The 24,238-nt window shown below is 39.3% G+C and carries 24 protein-coding genes; 14 read left to right on the top strand and 10 right to left on the bottom strand.

From position 1 onward, the window contains the following. Positions 1–3: 3 nt before the first annotated feature. Together BV902_RS27440 and BV902_RS27435 are read right to left on the bottom strand one after the other, a co-directional pair. Positions 4–213 carry a hypothetical protein gene (locus BV902_RS27440; protein WP_075993514.1) on the bottom strand — a complete coding sequence of 70 codons (210 nt, stop codon included), beginning with the start codon at positions 211–213 and terminating at the stop codon, positions 4–6. Next, the gene (locus tag BV902_RS27435) at positions 182–730 is read right to left on the bottom strand and encodes a hypothetical protein (protein ID WP_075993513.1); all 549 of its coding nucleotides are present in this window, start codon (positions 728–730) and stop codon (positions 182–184) included. Before BV902_RS27435 ends, BV902_RS27440 begins: the two co-directional genes overlap by 32 nt. Before the next feature lie 837 nt (positions 731–1,567). On the opposite strand from BV902_RS27435, the gene BV902_RS20355 reads away from it, so the two are divergent. The 5 genes from BV902_RS20355 (at position 1,568) to BV902_RS20335 (ending at position 5,559) form a co-directional block, all read left to right on the top strand. Continuing rightward, positions 1,568–2,335, top strand: coding sequence for a pentapeptide repeat-containing protein (locus tag BV902_RS20355; RefSeq protein ID WP_075993511.1), 768 nt, complete (start codon positions 1,568–1,570; stop codon positions 2,333–2,335). Positions 2,336–2,701: 366 nt separating this feature from the next. After that, positions 2,702–3,040: a PadR family transcriptional regulator gene (locus BV902_RS20350; protein ID WP_075993510.1), complete on the top strand. Its 339-nt coding sequence runs from the start codon at positions 2,702–2,704 to the stop codon at positions 3,038–3,040. Then, positions 3,037–3,711, top strand: a complete 675-nt coding sequence (locus tag BV902_RS20345) for a hypothetical protein (RefSeq protein WP_075993509.1) — start codon at positions 3,037–3,039, stop codon at positions 3,709–3,711. The genes BV902_RS20350 and BV902_RS20345 overlap by 4 nt, the downstream gene beginning before the upstream one ends. An 18-nt stretch (positions 3,712–3,729) precedes the next feature. Continuing rightward, the gene (locus BV902_RS20340; protein ID WP_075993508.1) at positions 3,730–4,725 is read left to right on the top strand and encodes a hypothetical protein; all 996 of its coding nucleotides are present in this window, start codon (positions 3,730–3,732) and stop codon (positions 4,723–4,725) included. Positions 4,726–4,893: 168 nt separating this feature from the next. Continuing rightward, entirely contained in the window at positions 4,894–5,559 is a 666-nt protein-coding gene (locus tag BV902_RS20335; protein WP_075993507.1) for a hypothetical protein, read from the top strand. A 53-nt stretch (positions 5,560–5,612) separates the two neighbouring features. Here the strand turns inward: BV902_RS20335 and BV902_RS20330 are convergent, their stop codons facing one another. After that, positions 5,613–6,566, bottom strand: a complete 954-nt coding sequence (locus tag BV902_RS20330) for an alpha/beta hydrolase family protein (RefSeq protein ID WP_216640379.1) — start codon at positions 6,564–6,566, stop codon at positions 5,613–5,615. Positions 6,567–7,265: 699 nt separating this feature from the next. On the opposite strand from BV902_RS20330, the gene BV902_RS20325 reads away from it, so the two are divergent. The 3 genes from BV902_RS20325 to BV902_RS20315 all read left to right on the top strand — a co-directional run bounded on the left by BV902_RS20325 (position 7,266) and on the right by BV902_RS20315 (position 11,447). Beyond that, positions 7,266–8,666, top strand: a complete 1,401-nt coding sequence (locus BV902_RS20325; protein ID WP_075993506.1) for an inorganic phosphate transporter — start codon at positions 7,266–7,268, stop codon at positions 8,664–8,666. An 81-nt stretch (positions 8,667–8,747) separates the two neighbouring features. Next, positions 8,748–9,581: a universal stress protein gene (locus BV902_RS20320; protein WP_075993505.1), complete on the top strand. Its 834-nt coding sequence runs from the start codon at positions 8,748–8,750 to the stop codon at positions 9,579–9,581. Between the two features lie 279 nt (positions 9,582–9,860). Next, complete coding sequence (locus tag BV902_RS20315) at positions 9,861–11,447, top strand: glycoside hydrolase family 16 protein (protein WP_075993504.1); 1,587 nt, start codon at positions 9,861–9,863, stop codon at positions 11,445–11,447. A 58-nt stretch (positions 11,448–11,505) separates the two neighbouring features. Here the strand turns inward: BV902_RS20315 and BV902_RS20310 are convergent, their stop codons facing one another. Together BV902_RS20310 and BV902_RS20305 are read right to left on the bottom strand one after the other, a co-directional pair. Next, complete coding sequence (locus BV902_RS20310; protein WP_075993503.1) at positions 11,506–12,357, bottom strand: helix-turn-helix domain-containing protein; 852 nt, start codon at positions 12,355–12,357, stop codon at positions 11,506–11,508. 65 nt (positions 12,358–12,422) lie between these two features. Next, positions 12,423–13,523 carry a hypothetical protein gene (locus BV902_RS20305; protein ID WP_157626144.1) on the bottom strand — a complete coding sequence of 367 codons (1,101 nt, stop codon included), beginning with the start codon at positions 13,521–13,523 and terminating at the stop codon, positions 12,423–12,425. Between the two features lie 300 nt (positions 13,524–13,823). Between BV902_RS20305 and BV902_RS20300 the strand changes: the two genes are divergently transcribed. From BV902_RS20300 to BV902_RS20290, 3 genes are all read left to right on the top strand, one after another. Continuing rightward, a complete protein-coding gene (locus BV902_RS20300; RefSeq protein WP_075993501.1) occupies positions 13,824–14,390 on the top strand; it encodes a Crp/Fnr family transcriptional regulator in 567 nt (188 codons plus the stop codon). A 52-nt stretch (positions 14,391–14,442) separates the two neighbouring features. Continuing rightward, the gene (locus BV902_RS20295; protein WP_075993500.1) at positions 14,443–14,892 is read left to right on the top strand and encodes a DoxX family protein; all 450 of its coding nucleotides are present in this window, start codon (positions 14,443–14,445) and stop codon (positions 14,890–14,892) included. 99 nt (positions 14,893–14,991) lie between these two features. Further along, positions 14,992–15,702, top strand: a complete 711-nt coding sequence (locus BV902_RS20290) for an HAD family hydrolase (protein WP_075993499.1) — start codon at positions 14,992–14,994, stop codon at positions 15,700–15,702. Between the two features lie 77 nt (positions 15,703–15,779). Here BV902_RS20290 and BV902_RS20285 read toward each other — a convergent pair whose 3' ends face one another. The 3 genes from BV902_RS20285 to BV902_RS20275 all read right to left on the bottom strand — a co-directional run bounded on the left by BV902_RS20285 (position 15,780) and on the right by BV902_RS20275 (position 20,185). Then, positions 15,780–18,311 carry an outer membrane beta-barrel family protein gene (locus BV902_RS20285; protein WP_075993498.1) on the bottom strand — a complete coding sequence of 844 codons (2,532 nt, stop codon included), beginning with the start codon at positions 18,309–18,311 and terminating at the stop codon, positions 15,780–15,782. 154 nt (positions 18,312–18,465) lie between these two features. Then, on the bottom strand, positions 18,466–19,155 hold the full coding sequence (locus BV902_RS20280) for a LytR/AlgR family response regulator transcription factor (RefSeq protein WP_075993497.1): 690 nt from the start codon (positions 19,153–19,155) through the stop codon (positions 18,466–18,468). After that, the gene (locus BV902_RS20275; protein WP_075993496.1) at positions 19,145–20,185 is read right to left on the bottom strand and encodes a sensor histidine kinase; all 1,041 of its coding nucleotides are present in this window, start codon (positions 20,183–20,185) and stop codon (positions 19,145–19,147) included. The genes BV902_RS20280 and BV902_RS20275 overlap by 11 nt, the downstream gene beginning before the upstream one ends. Before the next feature lie 279 nt (positions 20,186–20,464). Between BV902_RS20275 and mgrA the strand changes: the two genes are divergently transcribed. From mgrA to BV902_RS20260, 3 genes are all read left to right on the top strand, one after another. After that, a complete protein-coding gene (gene mgrA, locus BV902_RS20270; protein ID WP_075993495.1) occupies positions 20,465–21,451 on the top strand; it encodes an L-glyceraldehyde 3-phosphate reductase in 987 nt (328 codons plus the stop codon). A gap of 19 nt (positions 21,452–21,470) precedes the next feature. Then, positions 21,471–21,953, top strand: coding sequence for a YdeI/OmpD-associated family protein (locus BV902_RS20265; RefSeq protein WP_075993494.1), 483 nt, complete (start codon positions 21,471–21,473; stop codon positions 21,951–21,953). A 135-nt stretch (positions 21,954–22,088) separates the two neighbouring features. Continuing rightward, positions 22,089–23,033, top strand: coding sequence for a Gfo/Idh/MocA family protein (locus BV902_RS20260; RefSeq protein ID WP_237241748.1), 945 nt, complete (start codon positions 22,089–22,091; stop codon positions 23,031–23,033). Between the two features lie 19 nt (positions 23,034–23,052). Here the strand turns inward: BV902_RS20260 and BV902_RS28485 are convergent, their stop codons facing one another. Both BV902_RS28485 and BV902_RS20255 read right to left on the bottom strand, forming a co-directional pair. After that, positions 23,053–23,181, bottom strand: a complete 129-nt coding sequence (locus BV902_RS28485) for a hypothetical protein (RefSeq protein ID WP_257786999.1) — start codon at positions 23,179–23,181, stop codon at positions 23,053–23,055. Positions 23,182–23,190: 9 nt separating this feature from the next. Then, complete coding sequence (locus tag BV902_RS20255; protein ID WP_075993493.1) at positions 23,191–24,174, bottom strand: aldo/keto reductase; 984 nt, start codon at positions 24,172–24,174, stop codon at positions 23,191–23,193. Positions 24,175–24,238 lie beyond the last annotated feature (64 nt).

The following is a 24,238-nucleotide window of genomic DNA, read 5'->3' as shown; positions in this document are numbered from 1 at the left end:
TTTTTACTTAACGTCTTTTTTCTCCGGCCATTTTACAAACACGCCCGTTTCAAGTGTAAGTTCACCAGTTGCAGCATTATAACTATCCTTGGATAGGATAGGGATTTCACCGGCTACTTTACTTTGTTCGGGATTATGTGTACGGTTATGGTAAGTCGGCACTTTTTCAAGCTTGACCAATTTACCATTGATGCGTAGATTTTTTTTGAACAACGGTTACTTTAGGCAATTTATCGTATCGGATGACATTCAACCCTTCGAGGTCCCGCTGTCTTTGGGCGAAATCAATAAAATACTTGTATTGCTCCAAGAACGATGTGATGTGTTTTTTCATCTGGATCTTTTTACCCGGGAAGGCTAGGGACCCTACATTGACCACTCTTTTAGTGCTTAAATCTTCGACATACATCGTGACCCAGGAATGTTCATAATCGCCCCAGCTGAAATAGGTTTCTTTGGGATTAATAGTGTCTGGAACGGCTTTGCCTGCGATATAGCCTTCTTTTTTTAGTGTGATGCGATAAGAACCTTTGTGCCAGCCTACGGTATTGCGGACACTGATAAAATCACCCTCCGCATCTGAACTGGCATAATATCCTGTAGTTTTTAAAGCCTTTTTTGTTCGTTCAAACCAACGTGAAAAGATGCCATTAAATTTGATATCTTCTTCTTTACCAGTCTTAACACTGATACCGCCACCGGCAGATTGAATACCACAATATAAAGGCATATTGTTTAGGGATATATTAAAGGGTGAAATGTAAAATGAATAGTGGTCTGGGATTTCATCTTGTACAATAATATCAATGGAAATAGAATGGAAATCATTGACGGCTGAGTCCAATACATAATAGGAATTGGTATGCTGTTTTCATATTTTTTTTTTAAGCTCCTCTTTGGTTTGGGAAAAGGCTGTGCCACTGAATAAGGTAAGTGGTACGAGCACCGCCAAAATATTTTTTATCAATTTCATAAACAGTTTTAATTGTGTTCACCAATATACTTTTTTTTCTTTTAGCAGTAAAGGGCTGATTAACCGGTCGATTCAAATAGTACAACAGACGAATCGTAAATCATTTTTGGCGAATTGTAAACGGGGGGGAGAATCTCTGACCGAGCACTTTATATTTGGTTCCAAGAAATGCCAAGAACATAGATTGGAGTTTTTTTTGAAGTAGGGAGTGAAAAGATCTTAATTCGCTAATTCATTGTGCTGTAGGTTTATGTGTGCCATTTTAATTTTAATTGTCATAGTAGATAGTGCCTTATACTTAAGGTGAATGTTTTTCATAGGTAGTAAGCCGTAAAGGACTCCCCGTTCTTGCGGCTTTTTTGTGTCTATTGGCCAGTTATAAGAATCGCTGGCTAGCGTAGTCCTATAGTCAGTTTGCTAGGAGATCTTATATTTCTTGGCTGTTTTAGGCTAGGATAAAAAAAAAAAGTCAAAATTTCTTTAGGACGTTTTGTCTTTCCCGTTGTCATCATTGTATAAATGGAGATTTTGGCCGTTAAAAATCCATTTACAATGCAACTACTATGAAATTTTAGCCTATTAATCATTTTTAGCATGGCACTGACTAATAAAATATTCCAACAAAGTGAGATTGAAAGTTTTGAATTCAATCACAAAGTTTTAAAAAACTGTTCATTTATCGATTGTACGATAAAAGGGAAAAGCTTCATGAACTCCATGTTTCGTGATTGTAAGTTCATTCGCTGTACCTTTATAGACTGTAACTTTCAGTCTGTTGTTTTTCAGGAATCTGGGCTTTGGATGGAAAGTACATTCGAAGCGAACGATTTTTCGAAAGCCATTATTGGAAATTTAAAAATTGAAAAGTCCTCCTTTCTTTACAATACATTTGACAAAACAACTTTCGATGGGACAAATTTGGTTCATGTGGTTTTTAAAGGAAAGATCAGTTCTTCATGGTTTTATGGAATTCCTTTTACAGAAGATTTATACTCTACCAATCTTTTTATTCTCAAAAAAGCCAAACCATTAAAAACTCCCTTGATAAATTTCGGTCATGCGGAATTGAAGGACGTTATATTTTCTCGAAGGCTAGATCTCTCCAGTACGGTTTTTCCAAACCAGGAACATCTTAAAATCATCAATAATCCAAGACGTTTTTTTGATAGTTTCCTCAAAAGGTCAAAAGAAGTATTCACGGATAATGAATCGTTAGTTTTCTGTCGGGACTTGGTAGATAATGTCTTGTATAAACCCGAAAATAGGGGTATGCCGATCATATTGGTTGATTTAAATCAATTTTATCCCTCATTGAATGAAAATAGAGATCGTCTTATTGTTGATCTCCTGAAAGCGGGATAATCATATCATTCTATATATAATTGTTAATGCAAAGCCGTTTGGAGTTCCCAGCTCTAGCGGCTTTTTCCCTGTATCCCTGCCGTTGCCATTGTTTGCTCTTGCCAGTGCCTTTGTTCACTCTTGTTCCTCGTAAACGCCTACCTGAGACCTAATGTTTATCTGGTTCACGAGGTAAACACTAGGCGATTCATAGGAATTTGATTGGTTAATTGCAAAAGCAGGGCCGAAGCAGTCCAGTCAAAAGGCAGTGCAAGGGCCATAACTAATGGCGGCGGTTAAAATGCAAGCTGCTGTATCATAGTTTTCTTATATTTTTGTATATATAAGAAAATTAGGTATATTTAATTAATTGTTTAAGATGAACGAATGAAAGATACGAAGTTATTAAAAGGCACTTTACAAACGATTATTCTAAAGCTATTGTCTGGAACGAAAAGAATGTATGGCTATGAAATGACTCAACAAGTAAAACTCTTAACCGGAGGAGAGTTTATTCTGACTGAGGGAGCGCTCTACCCTGCATTACATAAGCTAGAAGCGGAAGGACTCCTGGATACAGCAATAGAAGTAGTCGATGGAAGAGCAAGAAAATATTACTCCCTGACAGTGAAGGGAAAAAAAGCTCAGGTAAGTAAAATGAAAGATGCGTTGACCTTTGTGGAGAAGTTACAGGTTATCTTGAACACTAAACCAATTGTATCATGACAGAAAAGAAATTGACCAAAGCGGAATTAGGTATTCTGATGGATTTTATTCGTTCTAAAGGATATCGTTATGTTGATGTTCAACTTGAAATTCTGGATCACTTTGCTTGTAAGGTAGAGGAACTCATGTCTTCAGATGCCGGTATATATTTCAATCGAGCCATTGATCTCGCTTATGCCAGTTTTGGAGCGGCAGGTTTTGGAAACATTGCCGCTAGCTATGAATTGAATCTGCAACGTAAACAGATCAATAAATTTCCTGCTGATTTTTTACAATTCGTCAAGCATTGGCATAGTGCAATTTATATCGTGTACTTCACATTGTTCTATTATTTTGTGCCGCTCGATGCAGATGCTTTTTGGACCGGATTAAAATTAGGGATGATCGGTACACTCGTTTTTTATATTCCAGTATACTTATTGCGGCATCGGCCTAGAGGGAGCAAATACTGCGTTTATCGCAATTATCTAGGTTTAACGATACCGATTATGGTTTTGATCATCGGGTTGGTTTCTTCTGAATGGATCGTTAATTATATACCTTTAGCTTTGTATCGTGTTGTTATTCTTATTTTTATGTATATTGGATTAGGAATTTTGTATATATTTGAAAAGAATCTAAAGGCCATTGTCCGACGGGTAGATGAGATCGAAGTGCTGCACCAGAGCTGACGATTAATTTTTTAAATTATGAAATATCTTTTCCTGTTGTTACTAAGCATTTGTTTTTTGTCCAGCTGTGACAAAGAAGATATTGACTTTGACTCCACGGAGGTCGGTGGTGGAACAATGGCTAAAAGGTATCAATTTGAAGGGCGTTCCGTCGGGTTTTCGGTTAGCCAGATTTACGTGGATGGTACCACAAATAAAAACTTCTATTTGGGGACAGTTTGGGGATTAAAAGATACCACACCGCAACTAAAACTAACTTCCCTTCGTAACTATTATAAACCTTTCAAAAGCACAATTTCTTCTACACAACCCACTTTATCTCCCATTCATATTATTCCTGGATTTGATGCTGTGCGAGCTTTCGCGAAGAAAAGCAAGGGGGAACCGGCTGTTTTGAAGCAATCATCGGTAGGGGCATTTTTCGATTATAGGGCAATACGTTACCATCTTAATAATAGCCCTGACGTAGATAGTGTACTCAAATTGGTCCGTCACCATGATTCCACCACGATAAAAAGAGCTAATAGCCTGTTGTTGCGTCGAGAACATATTACATTTAGTCTCCATGCGGATCTGAAAGACTATGAACAGGCTTTTAATAGGGATGCACTTGGGAAGTTAAAAAATACAGGTTATAATCCCTACTATGTTTCCTCAGTCAACTATGGTACACACTCAATCATGATGGGAGAAAGTGATTTTCCACGAGGTGATCTTAAAAATGTATTGGAAAAATTGCTGTACAATCAATTTCTGACGAAAACCGACGAAACGGTATTAAAAGGGTCCGACGTATTGGTTTATCTGCGCGGTGGACGTCAAACAAGTTTTATTAGACGCGCGACAGGTCTGGATGAAATTAAAAAACTTGTCATTGATTATAAAAATGAACTTGAACTGCAACAGAATAGCTTTGATTATCCCATTAGCTATAGTCTAGGAGGCCTTAATTCCCATGGGCACCTGAAATTCTGGTACTCTTATGATTTTCTCGTCCGTGAGGAAAAAGAGTAATTTTTATTTAAACAAATAGATAATTAAAGGATATTTTTTACATTTGGCCAATTGTCGCAAACGGCATTATAGTGTTGTTTTTTGTCTATCTATTTTAAATGTGGCATAACCATTAGCCTTTTTGCTTCAATACCATTATTAGCTATAAACAATTATTAAAGAAGAACTATGGAAGAAACAATTAAGACATTGATCTACGTTCACGCATTTTTTGGTGGGATAGGATTGATTACCGGCCTGATAAGTGTGGCTGTAAAAAAGGGGGGAGCAGGGCACAAGAAAATGGGGATTATATTTTCCTATGCGATGGTGATTAGTTCTTTAATTTCACTCGTTATTGCGAGGATGCCGGGCCACGAAAACACATTTTTATTTTTGATCGGTATCTTTACCATCTATCTCATTCTAGCTGGTAATCGCGCATTGACTTTACGCAGTAAAATTAAACAACAGGCCGATTGGAAAGACAAACTGATTTCCGCCACGATGCTACTTGTATCGGTCGGTATGTTATGTCTTGGTTTAATTGGATTGGTACAACAGGTGGCAAATTCTGTTTTATATGTCTTTTTTGGTGGTTTTGGTGCATTTATGAGTATTCGGGATTTTCAGCTGTTTAAAAGTTTCAAAGAAAAGAAAAATGCCTGGCTGGTCAGTCACTTGGGCCGTATGGTAGGCGCATTGATTGCGTCGGTGACTGCATTTTTAGTTGCTGGGATTCAGCTTGGGTCAACGCTGGTTTGGATTATGCCAACTATCATTGGCACCGTGTATATCATTTATTCCAATCGAGCATTGAACAAAAGTAAAGTACTTCGTACGGATTTGCATTAATCTAGCGAGTTCAAATCAAGCATTAAAAAGGCCTAAGTAAAAAACTTAGCTTTTTAATGCTTGATTTTATGCAGATGAATCGTTGTCAGGAGGCATTTTTTTATGACTTTTTTTTTACGTTGATTTTTGATCCAATTCAATGCAATAGCACTTGGTTCACGCGATGCCGAAAGGCTTGTATTGTGATCTAATAAAGGAAATAAGCAATATTCGAAGGGCTTTCCCTGTGCTTTCAGTGCATTGATATGTTCAATCGATAAGCCTACAGGTATTTGGATATCTTTGGATCCAAAAAGCCAGAGTCCTGGAGTTGTTATCGTTTTAAGTGATGTCATCGGATCGGTATTTGTAAACTGATAGCGATCTGGATCATTCGCTACATGTTGTCGGGCATCGGCTTCCGTATGTTTATCCCAAAAATCTTTTTTTCCATTTGTAAAGAACTGGAAGCGGAGCTGCTCACGGGCAGGGATAACTGCTCCACTGTACAATACAAAAAAGTCGACCAAAGGATTTTGGTTAGTCGCTAAGGGAATGATCCATCCCGCTTGACTGAATCCCAATAGCCCTACAGGAATGTTCGTTTTCCCTAGTTGTTGATGGAATGCTTTTACTGCCGCTTGTGCATCTTTAGCGAGCAGGTGGAGGTTGGCAGAATCGATATTATTGGTACCGACCTCAGGGCCAGCATAGGTCCCCTCAGATTTTCCTACTCCGCGCTTGTCATAAGTAAATACGGCAATACCGTTTTGGGCTAAATATGAGGCAAAATCCATCATTCTTTTCTCTTGTCCAGAACCATGTATGAGGACAATGGCAGCATGGGCACGCCGAGGCTGAAGTATGGTTCCTGCCAGGTTAATACCCTCACTCTTAAATACAATATCTTTTGTAGACCAGTCTAAAGATTGCGCTTTTGTATGCTGTGCAAAAAGAACGCAATAAATGGCGATGAGAAAAGTTAGCGTACTAAATGTAATCCGCTGTAAGGGAGAATAGTTCGTCAAGGAATAGTCTAATGGATAAGTTTTAGGTATAATTAATTCGGTGTTAAATTACTTTTGTCTAAAGTAATGGGTTTAATTCTAAAAAGTGTGCGTTTTTCGGTAGACTGTGGATTTGAATCGGTAAATCGTACTATTTTCGTTGTAAATGGCGGACTAAAATTCTCTCGAATCCTCTGCTTGGCATTTCGCAGATACACTATGTCCATTCCTGAAAAAAGTTTACAAAAGGTCTAATACAGCTCTTACTTTACGGTTGGTCTTATACGGCTCTTGCTTCACAGTTGGTTTTATACGGGGGCGCTATATTTTGTGGGTAGAAACTAGCGATCAAATTTACTTTTGATCCGTTTTATAATCGTTATTTCTACGGAACTTATTCGGTCTTTATTCGCTTTCATCCGAATGAAGTCCGAATGAGGTCCCTATAAAGTCCGTATTAGCTCCCTGAAAATTAAGAAAGTTTGTGGGAAATAAAATAGCGATGGAATAAGATTCGTTAACAGTGTTTTAAGTTTTTCTTTCGTGTTGTATAACGTAATATATCCTTTATCAAAAGTTAACATCTGAAAATTATTTTTGAGCTGAATGAAGCGATTGTTCCTTTGGTAGTTTTCCTTAAGGAAAACTCAGCAAGTAAGAAAAACTCAGCAAGGACAACCATAAATCTTATGAAAGAATAATATGCAAATTTTCTGCAACATGATTCCTCTCTTAGGGGAAACCGATCTTAGTACTGGACTTCTTATTGTTTTTGCCCTTTGTTTATTTGCCGTTGTGGCCTTTGAATTTGTCAATGGCTTTCATGATACCGCGAATGCTGTTGCAACGGTAATTTATACCAAAGCACTTAAACCAATTGTAGCCATTCCTTGGTCTGGCTTTTGGAATTTTCTAGGTGTTTTTGCAGGTGGGATCGCAGTTGCTATGGGAATACTTAAATTGGTGCCTCTCGATACCTTAATGGCACTACCTGTTTCGGTAGGCGCTTGCCTGGTCCTTGCTGTATTATTAGCGGCTATTATCTGGAATTTGGGGACCTGGTATTTTGGTATTCCATGTTCGAGTTCACATACTTTGATTGGTGCTCTTATCGGGGCTGGTATAGGCTTCACCTGGTATTATGGTGGCAGTGGTGTCAATTGGCATAAGGCCGAGGAAATTGGTCTTTCTTTGATTCTCTCACCTTTGATTGGTTTTGGTTTAGCAGTGTTATTGATGCTCTTTTTAAAGCATGTCGTCCGTTATAAAGCACTTTTTCACATCCCACAGGGAGAAGATGACAGACCTCCCTTGTTAGTACGCGGTATTCTTATACTGACCTGTACATTGGTCAGTTTTTTTCACGGTAGCAACGATGGACAAAAAGGTGTAGGACTGTTTATGTTGATCTTAATTGCATTTCTGCCTGCTCGTTTTTCAATCAACCATTCCGTACCAGATGCGGCTGTCATTAAAACGCTCGATCAAACGGAAATCGTGTTACAGAGAATTGCTTCCAGTAATGTCGCTCAGGGAACGATGTTTGTGCAAGTCAATCAGGAGATTGAGCAAGTCAAGTTGCATTTGATGGATAAAAGTGTAACGGATAAAGCCGGTACTTTTAAATTCAGAAAAGAGGTTGAAGGTTTAGTTAAATCCATTGCTACATTAGAGAGCAGTAAACAGATCGATATCAATCCTGAAAATCGATTGGAGCTTAATCGTAAGTTGGGCGAATTGAAACATCTTACGGACTTTGCACCGATCTGGGTGATCTTAACTATTTCAATCGCCTTAGGTCTTGGGACAATGATCGGTTGGAAACGTATTGTAGTAACGATTGGTGAAAAAATAGGAAATGAACATTTAAGTTATGCTCAAGGAGCCTCAAGCGAGATTGTTGCTGCTTCGACAATTGGTATCAGTACCGTATTGGGTTTGCCGGTTAGTACAACGCATGTGCTTTCAAGTGGTATTGCCGGTTCAATGGTCGCTTCTGGAGGAAAGAGCAATCTGAATAAAGGGACACTCAAAAGTATCGGTCTTGCCTGGGTACTTACCTTACCCGTGTCAATTGGCTTGGCATTATTACTATTTGTATTCTTCCATCTTTTTATTTAGTTGATTGTTATCTGAATGTTTTTGTCATCCATTGCATTTGTACACATGGCTATTGACAGGTAAATATTAAAAACTTAAAAAATGAAACAAATTCTTGTTGCCTCCGATTTTTCAATCAATGCAAGTCATGCTTTGCGTTACGCCTTGTCTTTGGCTTCTCGTTTGAATATGGAAGTTGCTGTTGTACATGCCATACACCCGACAGAAGGGATCAACAACAGTACTTATAACGCGATCTTTATAGAAGATTATTACGCTAGAAAACGTACTGCTTTGCAAGAATGGACTGATCAGGTGGTCCAGGAAAATAAATACAATGACCTCAAAGTGCGAACCGTTGTTGAAGTAGGTTATCTGCGTAATGTAGTCACAAAGTATGTTGAATATACGGATGTTTCTTTTTTGGTGATGGGAATTACCGGGGCGACAGGCATTAAAGAAATTGTCGGTAGTAATGCGAGTATGGCTGTGACAAAATTGCGTATTCCGACCTTGATTGTACCTCCTGAAAGTAATCTGTCGGTTATTCCAGTCATTACATTGGCAACGGATTATAAAACAACAAAATTGTCTGTTCGTGATGTCAAAGCGCTCAATCGTATTTTAAAACTTTCAGACCCCAAGAAGTTGGAAATTCTACACGTCTCAGAAAGGGATTTGGACGAAAAGCTGGTGCGTAATGGGGAGAAAAAAATGCGTCAGTTGCTTCCTAACGTAGATATCAACTTTAATTATGTGGATGAGGATGATACACGGCCATCACATGCGATCATTGACTTTGTTGAAAACAATCAGACCGATATTCTGTGTTTGGTCAAACGCAACCATAATATGATTTACCGTTTATTTGCAAGTAGTACGGTGAATGAAGTTTTGAACCGATCAGTTAAAGCGATTTTGGTTTTGCATGAATAATCTAAATGGAAACTTTTTTTACGCTATATATCAAGCCGTTTTGGATTTTCCAAGCGGCTTTTTTCTTGACTTTACCAATACTGCAGAACGCGTTAGCGCGGAAAATTCGAGTTGTCTGATCCATTGTTTAAGTCCCAATTTTCGGAATCGCTAAATTGAACAAACGGTTGCGTTTTGATCAGAGTTGCCAATGCTGATAATTCTCGTTATTATCGTAAGGTTATAGTCTGTTCGTAAGCAGATTGACTATCGTTTGTTCGTTTATAAAATAAGAAAATTGTGAAAAAATATCTATTTCTTGCAGGTATTCAGGTAATGTCAGCGTTAGGGCTATCGGCTCAAACGACAAGTTCAAATGTACCATTACAGCTATTGGGTACCCGGAGTTGGATCCGTGTAGACATGAAGGATAATCAACCGAACATATCCGGAGCGAAAGTCTTTTGGGCAAAAACGAATAAGAAACCGCAGACAGCCAATGCGATATTGGCAGAAGGTGTCAAACGTTATTATATTCAGCAGGTAGAGCCTGAAACGACCTATTATATCTGGGTAGAATCTGCTACAGGAAAATCCTTGGCAAATGGAAAAGTGTATACGAGCAAGAGATGGCAGCTGGATAATACTGAACTCGATGAAGAGCGAAAGAATCCAAGTTCAAGAGCAGTTCCTGTTGGTATGGAAGTTTATTGGCAGGATGAATTTAACGATCAATTACTTAATCGGAATAAATGGACGACCAACTATTTTTCATCCTTGAATTATCTGAATGCAAAATCCAAGGATGAAATGTTGCATGATCGTTTGCCACAACCCGCTTATACTTTAAATGGATCAGCGATCAATCTGTATGTCAATGATACTATTCCCAAACGGATTTTTACAGCGGGTGGCAACCAGAAGATTTCATCCATCCAAACCTACGATTGGAAGTCCAATGAAAATTTATTGGACAACAGCAAAGGTGGGTACTTTGAAGTTAAGGTAAGACGTAACCGACAGGGGAATCCCAAGGGAACAAATACAGCTTTTTGGTTTGATTCACCTGGACCAGATATTCGTTATTATCTTCAAGAAGGATCCGAAGTCGACGGAATTAAAGGCATTCGCCCCAAGGGACAGCTTTTTGAAATCGACGTTTTCGAATATATTACGGCTCAGTTTGTGATACATGGACATGTTGATCAAAAAGGGGTATTTCAACGTAATCTTGCTACACATATTGCAGAGGGGTATGAACATGTTGGACAATGGGTAACACATGGGGTATTGTGGACACCCACAAGTATTAAACATTATATCAATGGAGATCTGATCAAAGAATATACGAATAAAAATCAGATTTATTCACCCAACCACTTTTTGAACGTATTTCTTGGAGCCTATGGATCTGAAGGCGGAGTCAATATGGAGGTCGATTATATTCGGGCGTATAACTGGCCTTTAAAAGATGGTAATGAATTGCCTAATCCAGATTTTGAGCGTAAATCTGGTCTTGCACCTTGGGAAGGTGCAGCGGTCATCGAAGAAGGGCGCGGCGAAAAGGGGAGTAAAGCGGTGGTACTTGCGCCGGGTCAAAAAATAGAGCAATATGTTTATTTGGATCCCCAACAAGACTTCAAACTTGTCTATTGGAGTAAAGGAGACAAAGTGCAGGTGGAAGTCGATGATGTCACTGTCGTAACAGGAAAGTTGTCGAATTTAAAGACGTTAATACCTGATTTAGAAAAGAAAGGTGGAAAGCAGGAGCTTGATTTTGTTACTGGCAAGGAGATTAATCCGAATAACAAAATTGTTCGGATCGGATTTACCAATGTAGGAAAAGGAAATGCATTTTTGGATAATATCACGTTGAAAAAAAGATAGTTATAATGCGGTTTTCTTAATAAATATTGGCTCCATGTATATCACGTAGGAGCCATTTTTATGTTTTTTTATGTGGTAAATGTTTCTTTTGATATGCTGAAGGTGACATATTTGTCTGTTTTTTGAAGAAATGAGAGAAAGTAGCGGAGTCCTCAAAACCCAATTCAATCAGGGTAGTCTTGATTGGATTGGGCCCCAAACTCAGCAGGTGCATAGCTTCCTTTAATAAACGATTATGAATCAGTTTGAGGGGGCTAGTCTCCATGTATTGCTGTGTTTGCATCCAAAGACTTTTTGCAGTTATATTCAGTAAATTTGCGTAATAAGCGACATGGTGTTCTTGTTTATAATGAAGTTCTACTAATTCAAGAAAACGATTCAGGATAGCTGGATAAGCGTATGGTGCTAAATTATCGATGTGGTTGATTAAGGAGTGGTTAATCTCTAGTAAGCTAGTTGCCAAACGTGATAAAATGAGTGATAATGGTGGCTGATAGCAATAGAGTTCATTACGGATCTTATCGAATTCATAGCGGAGCGTTTCAAATTTATATGGCGTGACCTGAAGTATCGGATAATCTTTAAGGAGTTTTATGTTGATTGAAAGCGCATGACATAATTTTTCAAAATTTTGCCAGGGAATTCTAAAATGATAAACAGCGGTTTCTTTGAAAAAATAGAAAGAACTTGACTGACCGGGGAACATTAGATGAATTTGATAACCCATTATATTATGTTGCCCCTGATCAATCTCACGGCGACCTCCGCTCGAATGTATTAAGATAAGGGTCACCACTTCTTTGCTTTTGAGCATATGGTAGGTGTGTACCCTGATATTCCGCATGCGATATAAAAAACCGAGATGCTCTACCTCGTCGTCGCATGTTGTTATGTTTGCAGCATTAAACATAGTTATTTTGGTCTGAGGATGTATTAAGTGCACGATTTGTTTTATTGAGTTTTTACGATTCTTATTTAACGATTATAGGGATATTCCTGTACCCAATGAAACTTGCGCTGTATTAATTCGAACGCTTGCACGTCTTGTTTAATAAGTTTAATGTGCGCTGTATGGTCATCAAAGGTTTTTGTCAGAAGAATATTTCCGTCAGGGTTGATCTGATAATCAAATTGATAATTGTTTAGGGTAATTTTCTTCCCGGGGGCATCAATAACAACGCTCTCCCTTTGTGGGGTATAGTCTGTGTTACGTATTAAGACCTTGTTGTTATCAATTTCGAAAACAATAAGTCGCCAATCTTCGGGGATTGATTTACCTTGTGTTCCCGCTTGTTCAATACGGTAGATTCCATAGAGTGGTGACTTCGTTAGGTACTCAGCTATCATTTTTTTTGTACTTAATATGCCCATGCCCTGTTGCACCATAAAGAGCAGTAACACCACCAATTTGGCGATAAACAAGCTTTTTCTTTTCCAGCTTTTGTTGAATAGGTGTTGTTGGATAGGGAGTAACTGTACAGGTTTTCCTGAAATAAAAATTGCGAACAATGCTTTTAAGTAGGGAAGCAGTAGAAATATGGAAAGTAGCAGGAGTGCTGTAGAGACCATTTTAACGGGGACGTCATAAAAATAGTTGACGGCCATAATATTGATACTGGTCGCAACCGTAATTAGTGCACCAGCAACCACCGTTTTTCTGAAAAGCAATAAGCCCGATAATATTTCTACTGAACCAATAAGTATATTGTAGCCTTGAGAGTAACCGATATAGGTCCATGCGAGGCCCATGGGGGAATACTCGCCCAATGGCTGCAGAAGTTGTGTTAACCTCGGCGGTTGCATTTGCATATAGAAGACTTTGTACAGTCCATAGTTAATAAGCATAAAAGCAACATAATAGCGAATTGCTGTGGTTAACCAATAGAAAAGGATTGTGTAGCTGGCTCTTCTTCGATCCAATATGGACCATAAAGCCGCCCCAACTAATGCCAGCAGGAATAGGATCAATAAGGATATCCAGGCATAGGAGGTATCTCCACTTCCGTTGATGAAGATGCTGTGGTCGTAAGAATAGCCCAATATATTTTCTGCAAACCAGGGAGTCAACCTTTGCATGAAATGAGTAAGAGGGATGCTGATATATCCATATAACGGATAAGTACCGTTATTAAAAACAAGAATAAAGGACAAAATGAAAATAAAGGAAAATCGAAAACCTAATTTTCTAAAGGCAGGCCACCGTTCTGGGGCGTTTTCGTTAAGAATATGCATAATTAAAGTTTACTGTATTTAAGTTAATATTTTTTGGTAAAATAGATCGTATGTTTATTGAAATAAATAATCGATTAAATAGTAAATAATCATTACGATGTATTTGAACAGAAGTTTTTATCTTGCTCTTAAAAAATAAGAATCATGGACAAGATCAAAGAATATTTTGAATCGCTCGTTGTCATGAATGATACGGACTGGGAAGTATTTTCCGCTAAGCTTGTTAAGATGGAGTTTCCAAAAAAATCACTGATTTTGGAAATCGGAAAAACTGAACAGTATTTATCTTTTATTGAAAAAGGAATTGTACGTTTCAATATCCCAAAACTGGACTATGATTTTACTTTTGGATTTGCTTTCGAAAACTCTTTTGTAAGTGGGTACGATTCCTTCTTGACGCAGCAGCCTTCATCGTATCATCTCGAGGCAATAACAGATTGTATTTTATGGCGGATATCGTTTGAGGATCTCCATGCGGTATATCAAACAACAACGGTTGGGAACCTAATTGGTCGGAAAGCGGTTGAGGACATTTTTCTAAAAAAAATGAAACGGGAACTGACGCTACTTGAAGATTCGGCAAAAACCAGGTATATCAATTTGGTGCGTGAGCAACCCGAACTGATTCGCAACATTCCCTTAAAATATCTGGCTTCTTATATTGGTATTAGACCGCAATCGTTAAGCCGGATCAGGAAAGAAATTTATTAACAAATGTTCATTGATAACAAAAGGAAGGGCACCTATTTTTGTTATAAAAAAGATGAAACCATTTTTTGTTTTAATTGTCGTTTGCATTATTTCCAATCTCATCCTATTGCTGTTGAAGGGGGAGATGGATATTCTTTTAGCGGGTAAAGTTGGATTGGCGGTGATGCTGTTGTTCACTGCATTGGGACACCTACTTTATACCAAAGGAATGATGTTGATGCTGCCCGACTTTGTTCCATGTAAAAAAGAAATGATCTATGGAACCGGTTTAATGGAATTCATGGCTGCAATTGGGCTATTTGTCCCGCAGGTGAGCCGCATAACGGGAATCCTTTTAATTGTCTTCTTTCTACTGGTATTACCTACAAATATTCGGGCAAACTTAAGGCGTATCAATTACGAGACGGCTACTTTTGATGGCGCCGGTCCAAACTATTTGTGGTTTCGTATTCCGTTTCAAATCTTGCTAATCGCCTGGACCTATTATTTTGTGGTTCGTTAAAGTAGTTTTCTTAACCAAAGCATAGCAATAAATTAACATAGTGTTGTTTAGTTTTATTTAACATTTTTTTATTTTTGCTAAACTTTTAGATTGAATAAAATGAAAGAAGCCATCAAGATGGTCGTATTTGATATGGCAGGTACGACAGTGAACGAAAATAATATTGTTTATAAGACGCTTAGAAATGCAATAAATACGGTAGGGGGATACGAACTGACATTAACAGAGGTATTGGCCCATGCTGCAGGTAAGGAGAAGCTACAGGCAATCAAGACTGTACTCAAAAATAGTTTGGATGTTGATGATGATGAATTGGCTCAACGGATGTTTACTTTGTTTTTGAAAGACTTGGAACACGCTTATGAAGTCGAGGAAATTTACCCTAATGCGAATGCGGAAGAACTATTTGCAATCTTGAAAGAGCGGGATATCTTGCGTGTGCTCAATACGGGCTATGATCGTAAGACAGCCGAGTCACTTTTGGAGAAGCTTAATTGGAAAGTTGGCAAAGATGTAGATGCGTTAATTACTGCTTCTGATGTACCTCGAAACAGACCTTATCCAGATATGATTGATATGGCCATGCAAAAATTTGAAATTACCGATTCGAGTGTGGTGATGAAAATTGGAGATTCCATCATCGATATACAGGAGGGGCAACAAGCGGGTTGTGCTTTGAGTATTGGTATAACAACAGGTGCACATGATGCGGCTCAACTCAGATCGGCAAATCCAGATTATGTGATTGATGATCTACTGGAGATTGTTGAAATACTTGAAAAGAAGAATATATCCAATACAGTCGTCTAGTCTTTGACGCAGTTTAATAAAAAAGCGGGTATTTCCTACAAGAAATACCCGCTTTTGATTGTGATATGATCCACATGTTATTGCATTTGTATGCCTTCCATTGAATTCTGGTTTTTGTTTTTCTTAAACATATTCATATCCATTTTTCCAAAACGGTAGGAAAGATTCAATTTGATCAACTGTGGATTAGAAAGTCGATAATAGGTTTGAGAGAACCCTTCACCCGATGAAACAATGGTATTGCCACGTGTTCTGAAGATATCGTTGATGGCCAATGTTGCTGAGGCAGCCTGATTTTTCAAGAAGCTTTTCTTGATGGCAAAGTCGATACCATAGAATGGTTTGATATAGCCTTGTGAAGAGCTTTGCGCCTGGTTCATTGGTGGACCGAATGTTTGTCCCTGTGTCACTGGCATATTTGTTTTGCCTTGATATTCAAAGGCTAGCTGTAGATTCCAGTTTTTCTGTAGGTTGAATGTATTGTTCAGTTTTCCAAATACTGTCCACATACCTTCCGAAGGCGTTTTCTCATCCACCTCAATTTTGGAATTGTAGAAGTTGAGGTCTGCAGTCAGATCCCACCATTTTTTGAGATTATTGGTATAAGTAAATTCTGCCCCATAATTCTTGCTGGAATTGGCATTGATATAGGTATTAATGAAATCCATTTTGTTCGTTACCGGATTGAGTTCCTGTGTCAGGTAACGTGTAATTAGATTGTTTGTGCGTTTATAGTATACTGTTGCCAAAAATGTACCTTTTCCATGTGTACGGCTGTAGGAAAGTTCGCCGGATGTTGTGAATTCAGGAACAAGGTCAGGGTTACCGCGTGTAATATTCAAGCTATCCGTGTAATCAACAAATGGGATGAGTTGAAAGAAGTTCGGACGGTTGACACGACGGGTTACGCTCATCTGTATTTGGTCTTTTTCGGTTAGCTTTTTGCTCAAGAACAAAGAAGGAAATAAGCTCAGGGGATACTTGTTGTGGAACTTTTCGTTTGTATTCAAAAGTTCACCGTCGTACGTTGAACTTTCTGCGCGCAGCCCAATTTTATAGGATACCCAGTCCTTGAGGTTTCCTCCAAGTGAGGCATAGGCTGCGTAGACGCTGTTTTTATTGTTATAGTTAGCTGATGCTGCGGTTATATTCTCAAAATCATCTTCGCCTACTGCTTTTAAGGAATTATTGTTGAGATTTTTGAGTTTATTGATCTGTGCACGCACACCAGTTTCGAGTTTCATGCCATTTTTGAATGGTTTGACATAATCTGCCTGCACAGTCATGAACTTATTATCACCGGAACCGATGTTTTTTTGAATCTGAGTTCCGCTGATTTCGCTGCTTGCATTGCGGTAATTGGTGGTGTATAAACCATTGGATGTGTTGCTGCCGCCGAAATAATTGAAATCCACAGACAATTCCTCGCCTTCAGTTTTGAATTTTTGAACAAGACCTGCCTGCAACCCCCGTGGTTTAAAGCTTCTTTCGGACTCGGAAATCCGATCGCTGCGTGATTCGCTATTGCCAGAGGTGGTTAAGATCGACGAGTTCTCATTCGGCTTAAATTTACCCTGAACCAATACGCCGGCTACAGATAGCGTTGTTTTGGGACTTAAGTCGTAATCTACGCCGAGCCGGCCAAAAGTAATCATACCTTTTGTTTTGCCTTCAATATCTTGATCTACTGTTGATTCTATGCCATTAATTGTACTTGTACGGTGGCTGTCGCCCTCGGTGTTGGTCCGCATGCGCATATTCATTCCCGTCAGTGAGATATTGAATTTATTTCGACGCAGATTTAAACTACCCATAAAGTTGGTTCCACCAAAGCGGTCTCCACCTAAGGTGACCATACCATTGTATCCAGCTTTCTTATTTTTCTTCAGGATAATGTTGAGGATACCGGTCATACTTCCGGAAGCGTCGTATTTGGCAGATGGATTTGTGATAATTTCGATTTTATCGATCACATCGGCAGGAATCTGGTCGGGGGTGAGCGTTGTAGGTTTTCCATCGACAAAAATTGTAGGGGCTGCATTTCTCAGTTTTACGTTTCCGTCGATATCTACTTGTACAGAAGGCATATTGCGGAGTACATCGATCGCAGTACCGCCAGCTGCAACGATATTCTTCTCTACATTGAAGACTTTTTTGTCGATGTCCATTTCGAGTAGTGCCTTGCGGCCAGTCACGGTAACTTCATCGAGTTTACGGTTGTCATCGTCCAATTTGATCGCACCTAGATCTTTGTTTGTTGTTTTGCTATCGCTATAGTCTACAGCAAGATCTATCGGCGCATAGCCTACAGAACTAATTTTTAGTTTCCATTTTTCTTTTGGTGAAATGGCTGCGAAATTGAACTTTCCATTTTCTGAAGAGCTGGTACTTTTTACCAGGATTTCCCTTTCTTTACCTGTAGCTTGATCCTTGATAACCTTCAATAAATTCACGGAAGCTTGTGAGATAGGTTTCCCGTTGTTGTCCACAATTTGGCCCGAGAGCTGACTTTCGGACATGGCGAAAGCAGGACGACCACCTGCAGGGGCTTGAGCGTGTACGGAAGCAACCGCAGTTGCCATTAGCGCTATTGCTATAAATCTTTTCATTTTTTCTTTGCTATTCTACCGGCTACGCGGATTAGGCTGTTCGATAGTACACAAATTTGAAAAGGATTTTTTAGCTATGCAATCATCTGTAGACCGAAGCGGCCAATGTGTAGACGAACGGATAATTGCATCGATTCAATTTGTGGCAGTAGCATTAGATAAACTGTTCAATATTTTTGATATATTTTTTACCGATAGGAAGGGCGGTTTCAGGTAGGGTGAGTTTGCTTTGGGCGACCTGCTCAATACGATTTTTATTGACAATAAAAGAATTATGTATGCGTAGGAAGTCTATTGTAGGTAATATTTTTTCCATTCCACGGAGGTTGCTGCGCGTAAGAAGGGGCGATTCACGGTCCACCAGGTATATTTTTACATAGTCCTTCAAGCCTTCGATGTAGCTGATTTCATGGAGAAAAATTTTCGTCTTTTTATATTCTACATTAACGATAATATGATCCTGTTCGGGGAGCTGTTTTGCACGGAGCAGCATACCCTCTTCCACTTTTCGGACTGCAGCTGCGAGTCGTTCTTTTGAGATCGGCTTAAGCAGATAATCAATAGCATTTAGCTCGAAACCTTCAACAGCATATTGGTGATAGGCCGTGGTGAAGATAACCAAGGGTCGGGGAGCGAGCTCGCGAATAAACTGCGTGCCCAATTGATCGGGCATTTCAATATCCAGAAAAATCAGATCGATAGCGTGATTTTTTAAATATTCTTCCGCTTCGGCCGTCGCATTAAATTTATGGACGACTTCGATTTGCTCAAAATTCAATAAGTCGTCTTCTAAAATATTGAGTGCGAAGGGTTCATCATCTATGAGTATACATTTAATCTTCATCGGTCATCAGTTTGAGGGTGACTTCGAAATCTCCAACATCGGTTTTTCTGATGCTGAGGTCATGTCGATTGGGATACAATAATTGTAATCGTCTGCGTACATTGGTCAGTCCTATACCTTCGTTTGGACGCGGTTCTGTATGTTGTAAGATTCTATTACGGGATATAAAGATAATGCCACCCGGAGTTTCCTGAAATTGAAACTGTATCTGTGGAGCTGTTTTGCTATCTACGCCATATTTGAATGCATTCTCCACAAAATGTATGAAGAGTAATGGGGGGATCATTCTATTTTTGACCTTGTCTTCGATATCAAGTGTTACATTTCCTTGGATAGGAAGACGAAGGGTCTGTAAGGCAATAAAATTGCGCATATGGTCAATCTCTTTAAAAAGTTCGACTTTGGGGCCGTCTACTTCGTAAAGTATATAGCGTAGCATTTCGGATAACTTAACAATAGTGTCTTCGGAATCTGGTGATTGTTTACGAATGAGCCAACGGATATTGTTCAGTGTATTGAATAGGAAATGCGGGCTGATCTGTAGCTTTAACATTGTTAGTTCTGCCGTTGTTTTTTCAAGCGCAATCTGTTTGTTGAGCTCCTTTTGTCGCGCTTGCTCATCGTAAAGGAAGATCATTGAAGACGTGATCATACAAAGGGAGTAAATAATGCCTGGGCCGATGACCAAGCGTACGAAAAGAATATTTTCCTTCGTCAGATGAGCAAGCTCTCCATCTGGATTAAAATAAACTATGCTGTAGTTCAGTGCTACGTAGGTGGCAAACCCAAGTGCCATTAATAGTACAAAGATCTTTCTGCGACCGAAAAAATAGGTGGGCGCAACAACGTAGCAATGCAAGTAAAAATGAGTAGCCAGGAATACAATATTTACTAAATGCGATAACGCCGAATAGGCTTTGAAATCAGCGATCTTATCCGGCTGGTAGAGATACGTTATAAAGGGCAACAGCAGTAATATGGTCCAGATGACAATATGTAAATAGAATTTTCTGAAAAATCTGCCAATCATGTTATGTCTAATTAATCCCTTTGCTTTTGGATAAGACCAAACTTAGATAAATTGCTTTTTATATGCAATATAAATACGTTTCTATGCAAAAAGAATTATGCATCGAAGCCTGCTTTCCTAAGGTTATCATGACCTGTTGCTAATCGATTTGGTGTTAGAAACATGACCTGCTGTTAAATGATATAGTGTTAAAAAGAGGTTTGCGAAAGAAGACGAAAGCGGGAAATACGCTGGACTGTTGGAAATAGTTTTGTATTTTGCAGGTATAAACTTTGTAACGTGACATTCAATCCAAACCGATATCAGAATATGCCCTACAGACGCTGTGGGAAGAGTGGTATTCTCTTGCCAGCCATATCATTGGGGCTTTGGCAAAATTTTGGCGAAACCGATATTCAAGCTGTATTCCGGAAAACCTTGCTGACCGCTTTTGATCGTGGAATCACCCATTTTGACCTTGCCAATAATTATGGTCCTCCTCCGGGAAGTGCCGAAGAGAACTTTGGACAGCTATTGCGTACCGATTTTGTGGGCTATCGTGATGAACTTTTAATTTCCACTAAAGCGGGTTATACCATGTGGCCGGGGCCGTATGGTGATTGGGGAAGCCGTAAATATTTGATGGCCAGTTTACATCAGAGCTTAAAACGGATGAGTCTCGATTATGTGGATATATTTTACCATCATCGACCTGATCCGAATACACCGTTGGAAGAGACAATGGCAGCATTGCGAGATATTGTTCATCAAGGAAAGGCCTGCTATGTAGGCTTGTCCAATTATCCTCCTGATCTTGCTCAGAAAGCAGCTGCGTTATTGCGTGCTATGGGGACACCATGCCTTATTCATCAGCCTAAGTATTCGATGCTGGTGCGGACACCTGAGGAGGGACTTTTGGATGTGCTGCAGGCAGAAGGAATCGGAGCGATCGCTTTTTCTCCTTTGGCACAGGGACTGCTGACCAACAAATATCTCGGCGGCATTCCGGCGGATTCACGTGCTTCGAAAGAACATTTTTTGAAAAGTGAAATGATCACTCCAGAATTAATGGAGAAGATCGACCGGTTGAATAATCTTGCGGTACAAAGAGGGCAAACATTGGCACAAATGGCAATTGCATGGTTGTTGAAAGATGAACGCGTAAGCTCGGTTTTAGTAGGGGCGAGAAATAGTGAGCAGCTGGTTGATTCCCTCAAGGCCCTGGACAGGTTGGACTTTACGACGGATGAATTGACGCATATCGATACTATTCTGAAGCATAATTAATCACCTAATTGATCATATCATGTTTGCCTTTGAAGCACAATTAGAAATTATTGGTATCAATCCTTTTGTTTTTGTTCCTACGGATATTCTTGAAAACCTATTTAAGGATGCAGGAATAAACAAGGGATATATTCCTGTGAAAGGAAAAGTGAATGAAAAGGATTATGTTCAGACGTTGCTGCGGTTTAAGGAGGAGTGGAGACTGTACATTAACACGGCTATATTGTCGAATTCGCCGAAACGAATCGGTGAGACCTTAGCCGTAACAATCGCTTTTGATCCGGAAGACCGCACTATTTTGCCTCACCCCGAACTCGAAGCAGCATTTGCACTAAATAAGGAAGCTCTGCAGGTATTCGATGGATTGTCTCCATCAAAGCAAAAGGAAATTATCCGCTATATTTCTTCCTTAAAAACTGCGGATAGTCGAAGAAAAAACATCGAAAGGGCAATCGGTTTTCTTTTGGGTAAAAACCGATTTGTGGGACGTGAAAAGCCCTAAGAAATCAGACCAGTACTTCGATGTATGTACTGTAATGCTGGCCAGATATCGGGATTATTGGTCAGAGTCTTAGCAATAATTTGAATATACTTATGGATAATCCTAAAATTGTATGGGGTATCATCGGCTGTGGTGATGTCACAGAAAAAAAAAAGCGGACCAGCGTTTAATCGCATAAATAATAGTCAGCTAATGGCCGTAATGCGAAGAGATGCGACGAAAGCTGCTGATTATGCTAGTCGACATCAGGTACCCTTGTGGTATTCAGACGCGGACGATTTGCTCGATAATATCGATCTCAATGCGATTTATGTAGCAACGCCACCGTCATCTCATCTCGCGTATGCAGTATCTGCCCTGCGTAGAGGGAAATCTGTTTATGTTGAAAAGCCCGTTACGTTAAATGCGATAGAAGCAGAAAAATTATTGCAGGAAGTAAAAGAAAGAGACGGGAAGTTGGTAGTTGCACATTATAGGCGGCAATTGCCTTTGTTTCTGAAGGTTAAGGAGCTTGTTGGAAATGGTGAAATTGGTGAGTTAAGGACGGTACAATTGCGTTTATGGCAGAGTAGAATGCCCGACCTAGTGACAAAAGGTGGCGGAGATTGGCGTACTGATCCTGCTGTTTCGGGAGGAGGTTATTTCTTTGATTTAGCCCCACATCAATTGGATTTGATGCTCTATTTTTTTGGAATGCCGGTTTCATACGATGGTTTTAGCTTGATTCAGGATAAAGAAAGTGCTGTAGCTGATCAGACCACAGGAACCATTTTGTTTGAAAATCAGCTTGTCTTCAATGGAAGTTGGTGTTTTAATGTTGCCAAAGAAAACCAGGTAGATAAGGTTGAAATTGTAGGAAGCCTTGGGCATATTACTTTTTCTATTTTTGGAAATTCAGTTGTTGTCAAAACAAGAGATGGAGAGAAGGAATTTATATTTGATCATCCTGAAAATATTCAATTGCCGATGATTTCGCGTACGGTAGATTATTTCCGCGGTATCGGGCCAAATCCATCTCCGATTGAGGAAGCCTTGGTTCTGATGAAGATTATCGATAACTTTTCGACAATAAGACCATAGTGTTTTCGTCGTTCTTATCCTAAGCAGCATGATACCATGTACGATCTGTTGGCTCTACCAGCAGTGTTTTATTTTGCGCATTGCTTTGCAATGCTGTGAGTGACAGTACACCCATAAGGAGTACTGTCAACTGATTGAATTTGTTCATCGCTGAATGTTAAATTTTTGCTAAAGCAAGATTGATAAATGATAGTTCTTCGGCGGTAAGCGTGATATCGATGGCTTGCGCATTTGCTATGGCCTGTTCTGCATTTCGGGCACCTGCCAAAACCACAGTGATCGCAGGCTGTAGACTGGTCCAGCGTAATACCAATTGAGAAAGTGTTACACCTTTGTTAGTGGCAATTGGACTGATGGTATCCAAGAAAGTCTTTACCTTGGCCAGATCAAATTGTTGGAAATAACCATTGCGGTGGTCGTTTTCTTTTAATTTACCTGTATTAAAATATTTACCGGTTAATAAACCTCGTTCCATAGGGCTATATACAATGATACCTAGATCATTTTCCTTTGCATAAGGAACAAGGTCCTGTTCGATACCTCGGTTTAGCATACTGTAACCAACTTGATTACTCGCAATGTTGAGGTTCTTCCTTGCTTCTGAAACTTGATCGACACTATAATTGCTGACGCCGGCGGCACGGATCTTACCTTGTTGTAAAAGAAGATCCAAGGCTTCCATCGTTTCCGAAATCGGGGTCGTGCTATCTGGCCAGTGAATCTGAAGTAGATCGATGTAGTCCGTACGTAAGCGTTTTAGGCTATTCTCTACTTCATGAATTACACTGGTCTTTGACGAATATTTATAAACTGGAATAGTTTTACCAGCTTCTTCTGCATCAAAGAAAAATTCACCTTTTCCTTGGTTACTGCCGTCCCATACCAAACCAAATTTGGTCAATAGCTGTATTTTGGTCCGATCATAACCCTGTATTGCCGCACCGATCATTTCTTCACTTAAACCAAATCCATAAAAAGGGGCTGTATCCAATGTAGTGACACCATTGTCGATCGATGCTTTTACAGAATCAATAGAATCTTTCTTTTCATTTCCGCCCCACATGTTGCCGCCAATGGCGAAAGCTCCATAAGTAATTGCTGATAATTCTAAATCTGTTTTTCCTAATTTTCTGTATTCCATTTTTTTTATTTTTTATATTTCTTGTTAAAATTATTTATTACGCTAATGCACTTTTTTATCAAAT

The organism is Sphingobacterium sp. B29, from assembly GCF_001952815.1.
Lineage (GTDB): Bacteria > Bacteroidota > Bacteroidia > Sphingobacteriales > Sphingobacteriaceae > Sphingobacterium > Sphingobacterium siyangense.
Note: the sequence above shows the minus strand (reverse complement) of the source record. Positions and strands in the feature narration are given on the sequence as shown.

What these genes read in the sequence shown, in the direction of transcription:
- BV902_RS20265 (WP_075993494.1), top strand. Translation starts at nt 21,471, where the DNA reads ATGTTTGCCTTTGAAGCACAATTAGAAATTATTGGTATCAATCCTTTT.
- BV902_RS20320 (WP_075993505.1), top strand. Translation starts at nt 8,748, where the DNA reads ATGAAACAAATTCTTGTTGCCTCCGATTTTTCAATCAATGCAAGTCAT.
- BV902_RS20325 (WP_075993506.1), top strand. Translation starts at nt 7,266, where the DNA reads ATGATTCCTCTCTTAGGGGAAACCGATCTTAGTACTGGACTTCTTATT.
- BV902_RS20255 (WP_075993493.1), bottom strand. Translation starts at nt 24,174, where the DNA reads ATGGAATACAGAAAATTAGGAAAAACAGATTTAGAATTATCAGCAATT.
- BV902_RS20350 (WP_075993510.1), top strand. Translation starts at nt 2,702, where the DNA reads ATGAAAGATACGAAGTTATTAAAAGGCACTTTACAAACGATTATTCTA.
- BV902_RS20300 (WP_075993501.1), top strand. Translation starts at nt 13,824, where the DNA reads ATGGACAAGATCAAAGAATATTTTGAATCGCTCGTTGTCATGAATGAT.
- BV902_RS20260 (WP_237241748.1), top strand. Translation starts at nt 22,089, where the DNA reads ATGTCACAGAAAAAAAAAAGCGGACCAGCGTTTAATCGCATAAATAAT.
- BV902_RS20355 (WP_075993511.1), top strand. Translation starts at nt 1,568, where the DNA reads ATGGCACTGACTAATAAAATATTCCAACAAAGTGAGATTGAAAGTTTT.
- BV902_RS20285 (WP_075993498.1), bottom strand. Translation starts at nt 18,311, where the DNA reads ATGAAAAGATTTATAGCAATAGCGCTAATGGCAACTGCGGTTGCTTCC.
- BV902_RS20275 (WP_075993496.1), bottom strand. Translation starts at nt 20,185, where the DNA reads ATGATTGGCAGATTTTTCAGAAAATTCTATTTACATATTGTCATCTGG.
- BV902_RS20290 (WP_075993499.1), top strand. Translation starts at nt 14,992, where the DNA reads ATGAAAGAAGCCATCAAGATGGTCGTATTTGATATGGCAGGTACGACA.
- BV902_RS20345 (WP_075993509.1), top strand. Translation starts at nt 3,037, where the DNA reads ATGACAGAAAAGAAATTGACCAAAGCGGAATTAGGTATTCTGATGGAT.
- BV902_RS20295 (WP_075993500.1), top strand. Translation starts at nt 14,443, where the DNA reads ATGAAACCATTTTTTGTTTTAATTGTCGTTTGCATTATTTCCAATCTC.
- BV902_RS27435 (WP_075993513.1), bottom strand. Translation starts at nt 730, where the DNA reads ATGCCTTTATATTGTGGTATTCAATCTGCCGGTGGCGGTATCAGTGTT.
- BV902_RS20305 (WP_157626144.1), bottom strand. Translation starts at nt 13,523, where the DNA reads ATGCAAAGGTTGACTCCCTGGTTTGCAGAAAATATATTGGGCTATTCT.
- BV902_RS20310 (WP_075993503.1), bottom strand. Translation starts at nt 12,357, where the DNA reads ATGTTTAATGCTGCAAACATAACAACATGCGACGACGAGGTAGAGCAT.
- BV902_RS20340 (WP_075993508.1), top strand. Translation starts at nt 3,730, where the DNA reads ATGAAATATCTTTTCCTGTTGTTACTAAGCATTTGTTTTTTGTCCAGC.
- BV902_RS28485 (WP_257786999.1), bottom strand. Translation starts at nt 23,181, where the DNA reads ATGAACAAATTCAATCAGTTGACAGTACTCCTTATGGGTGTACTGTCA.
- BV902_RS20335 (WP_075993507.1), top strand. Translation starts at nt 4,894, where the DNA reads ATGGAAGAAACAATTAAGACATTGATCTACGTTCACGCATTTTTTGGT.
- BV902_RS20280 (WP_075993497.1), bottom strand. Translation starts at nt 19,155, where the DNA reads ATGAAGATTAAATGTATACTCATAGATGATGAACCCTTCGCACTCAAT.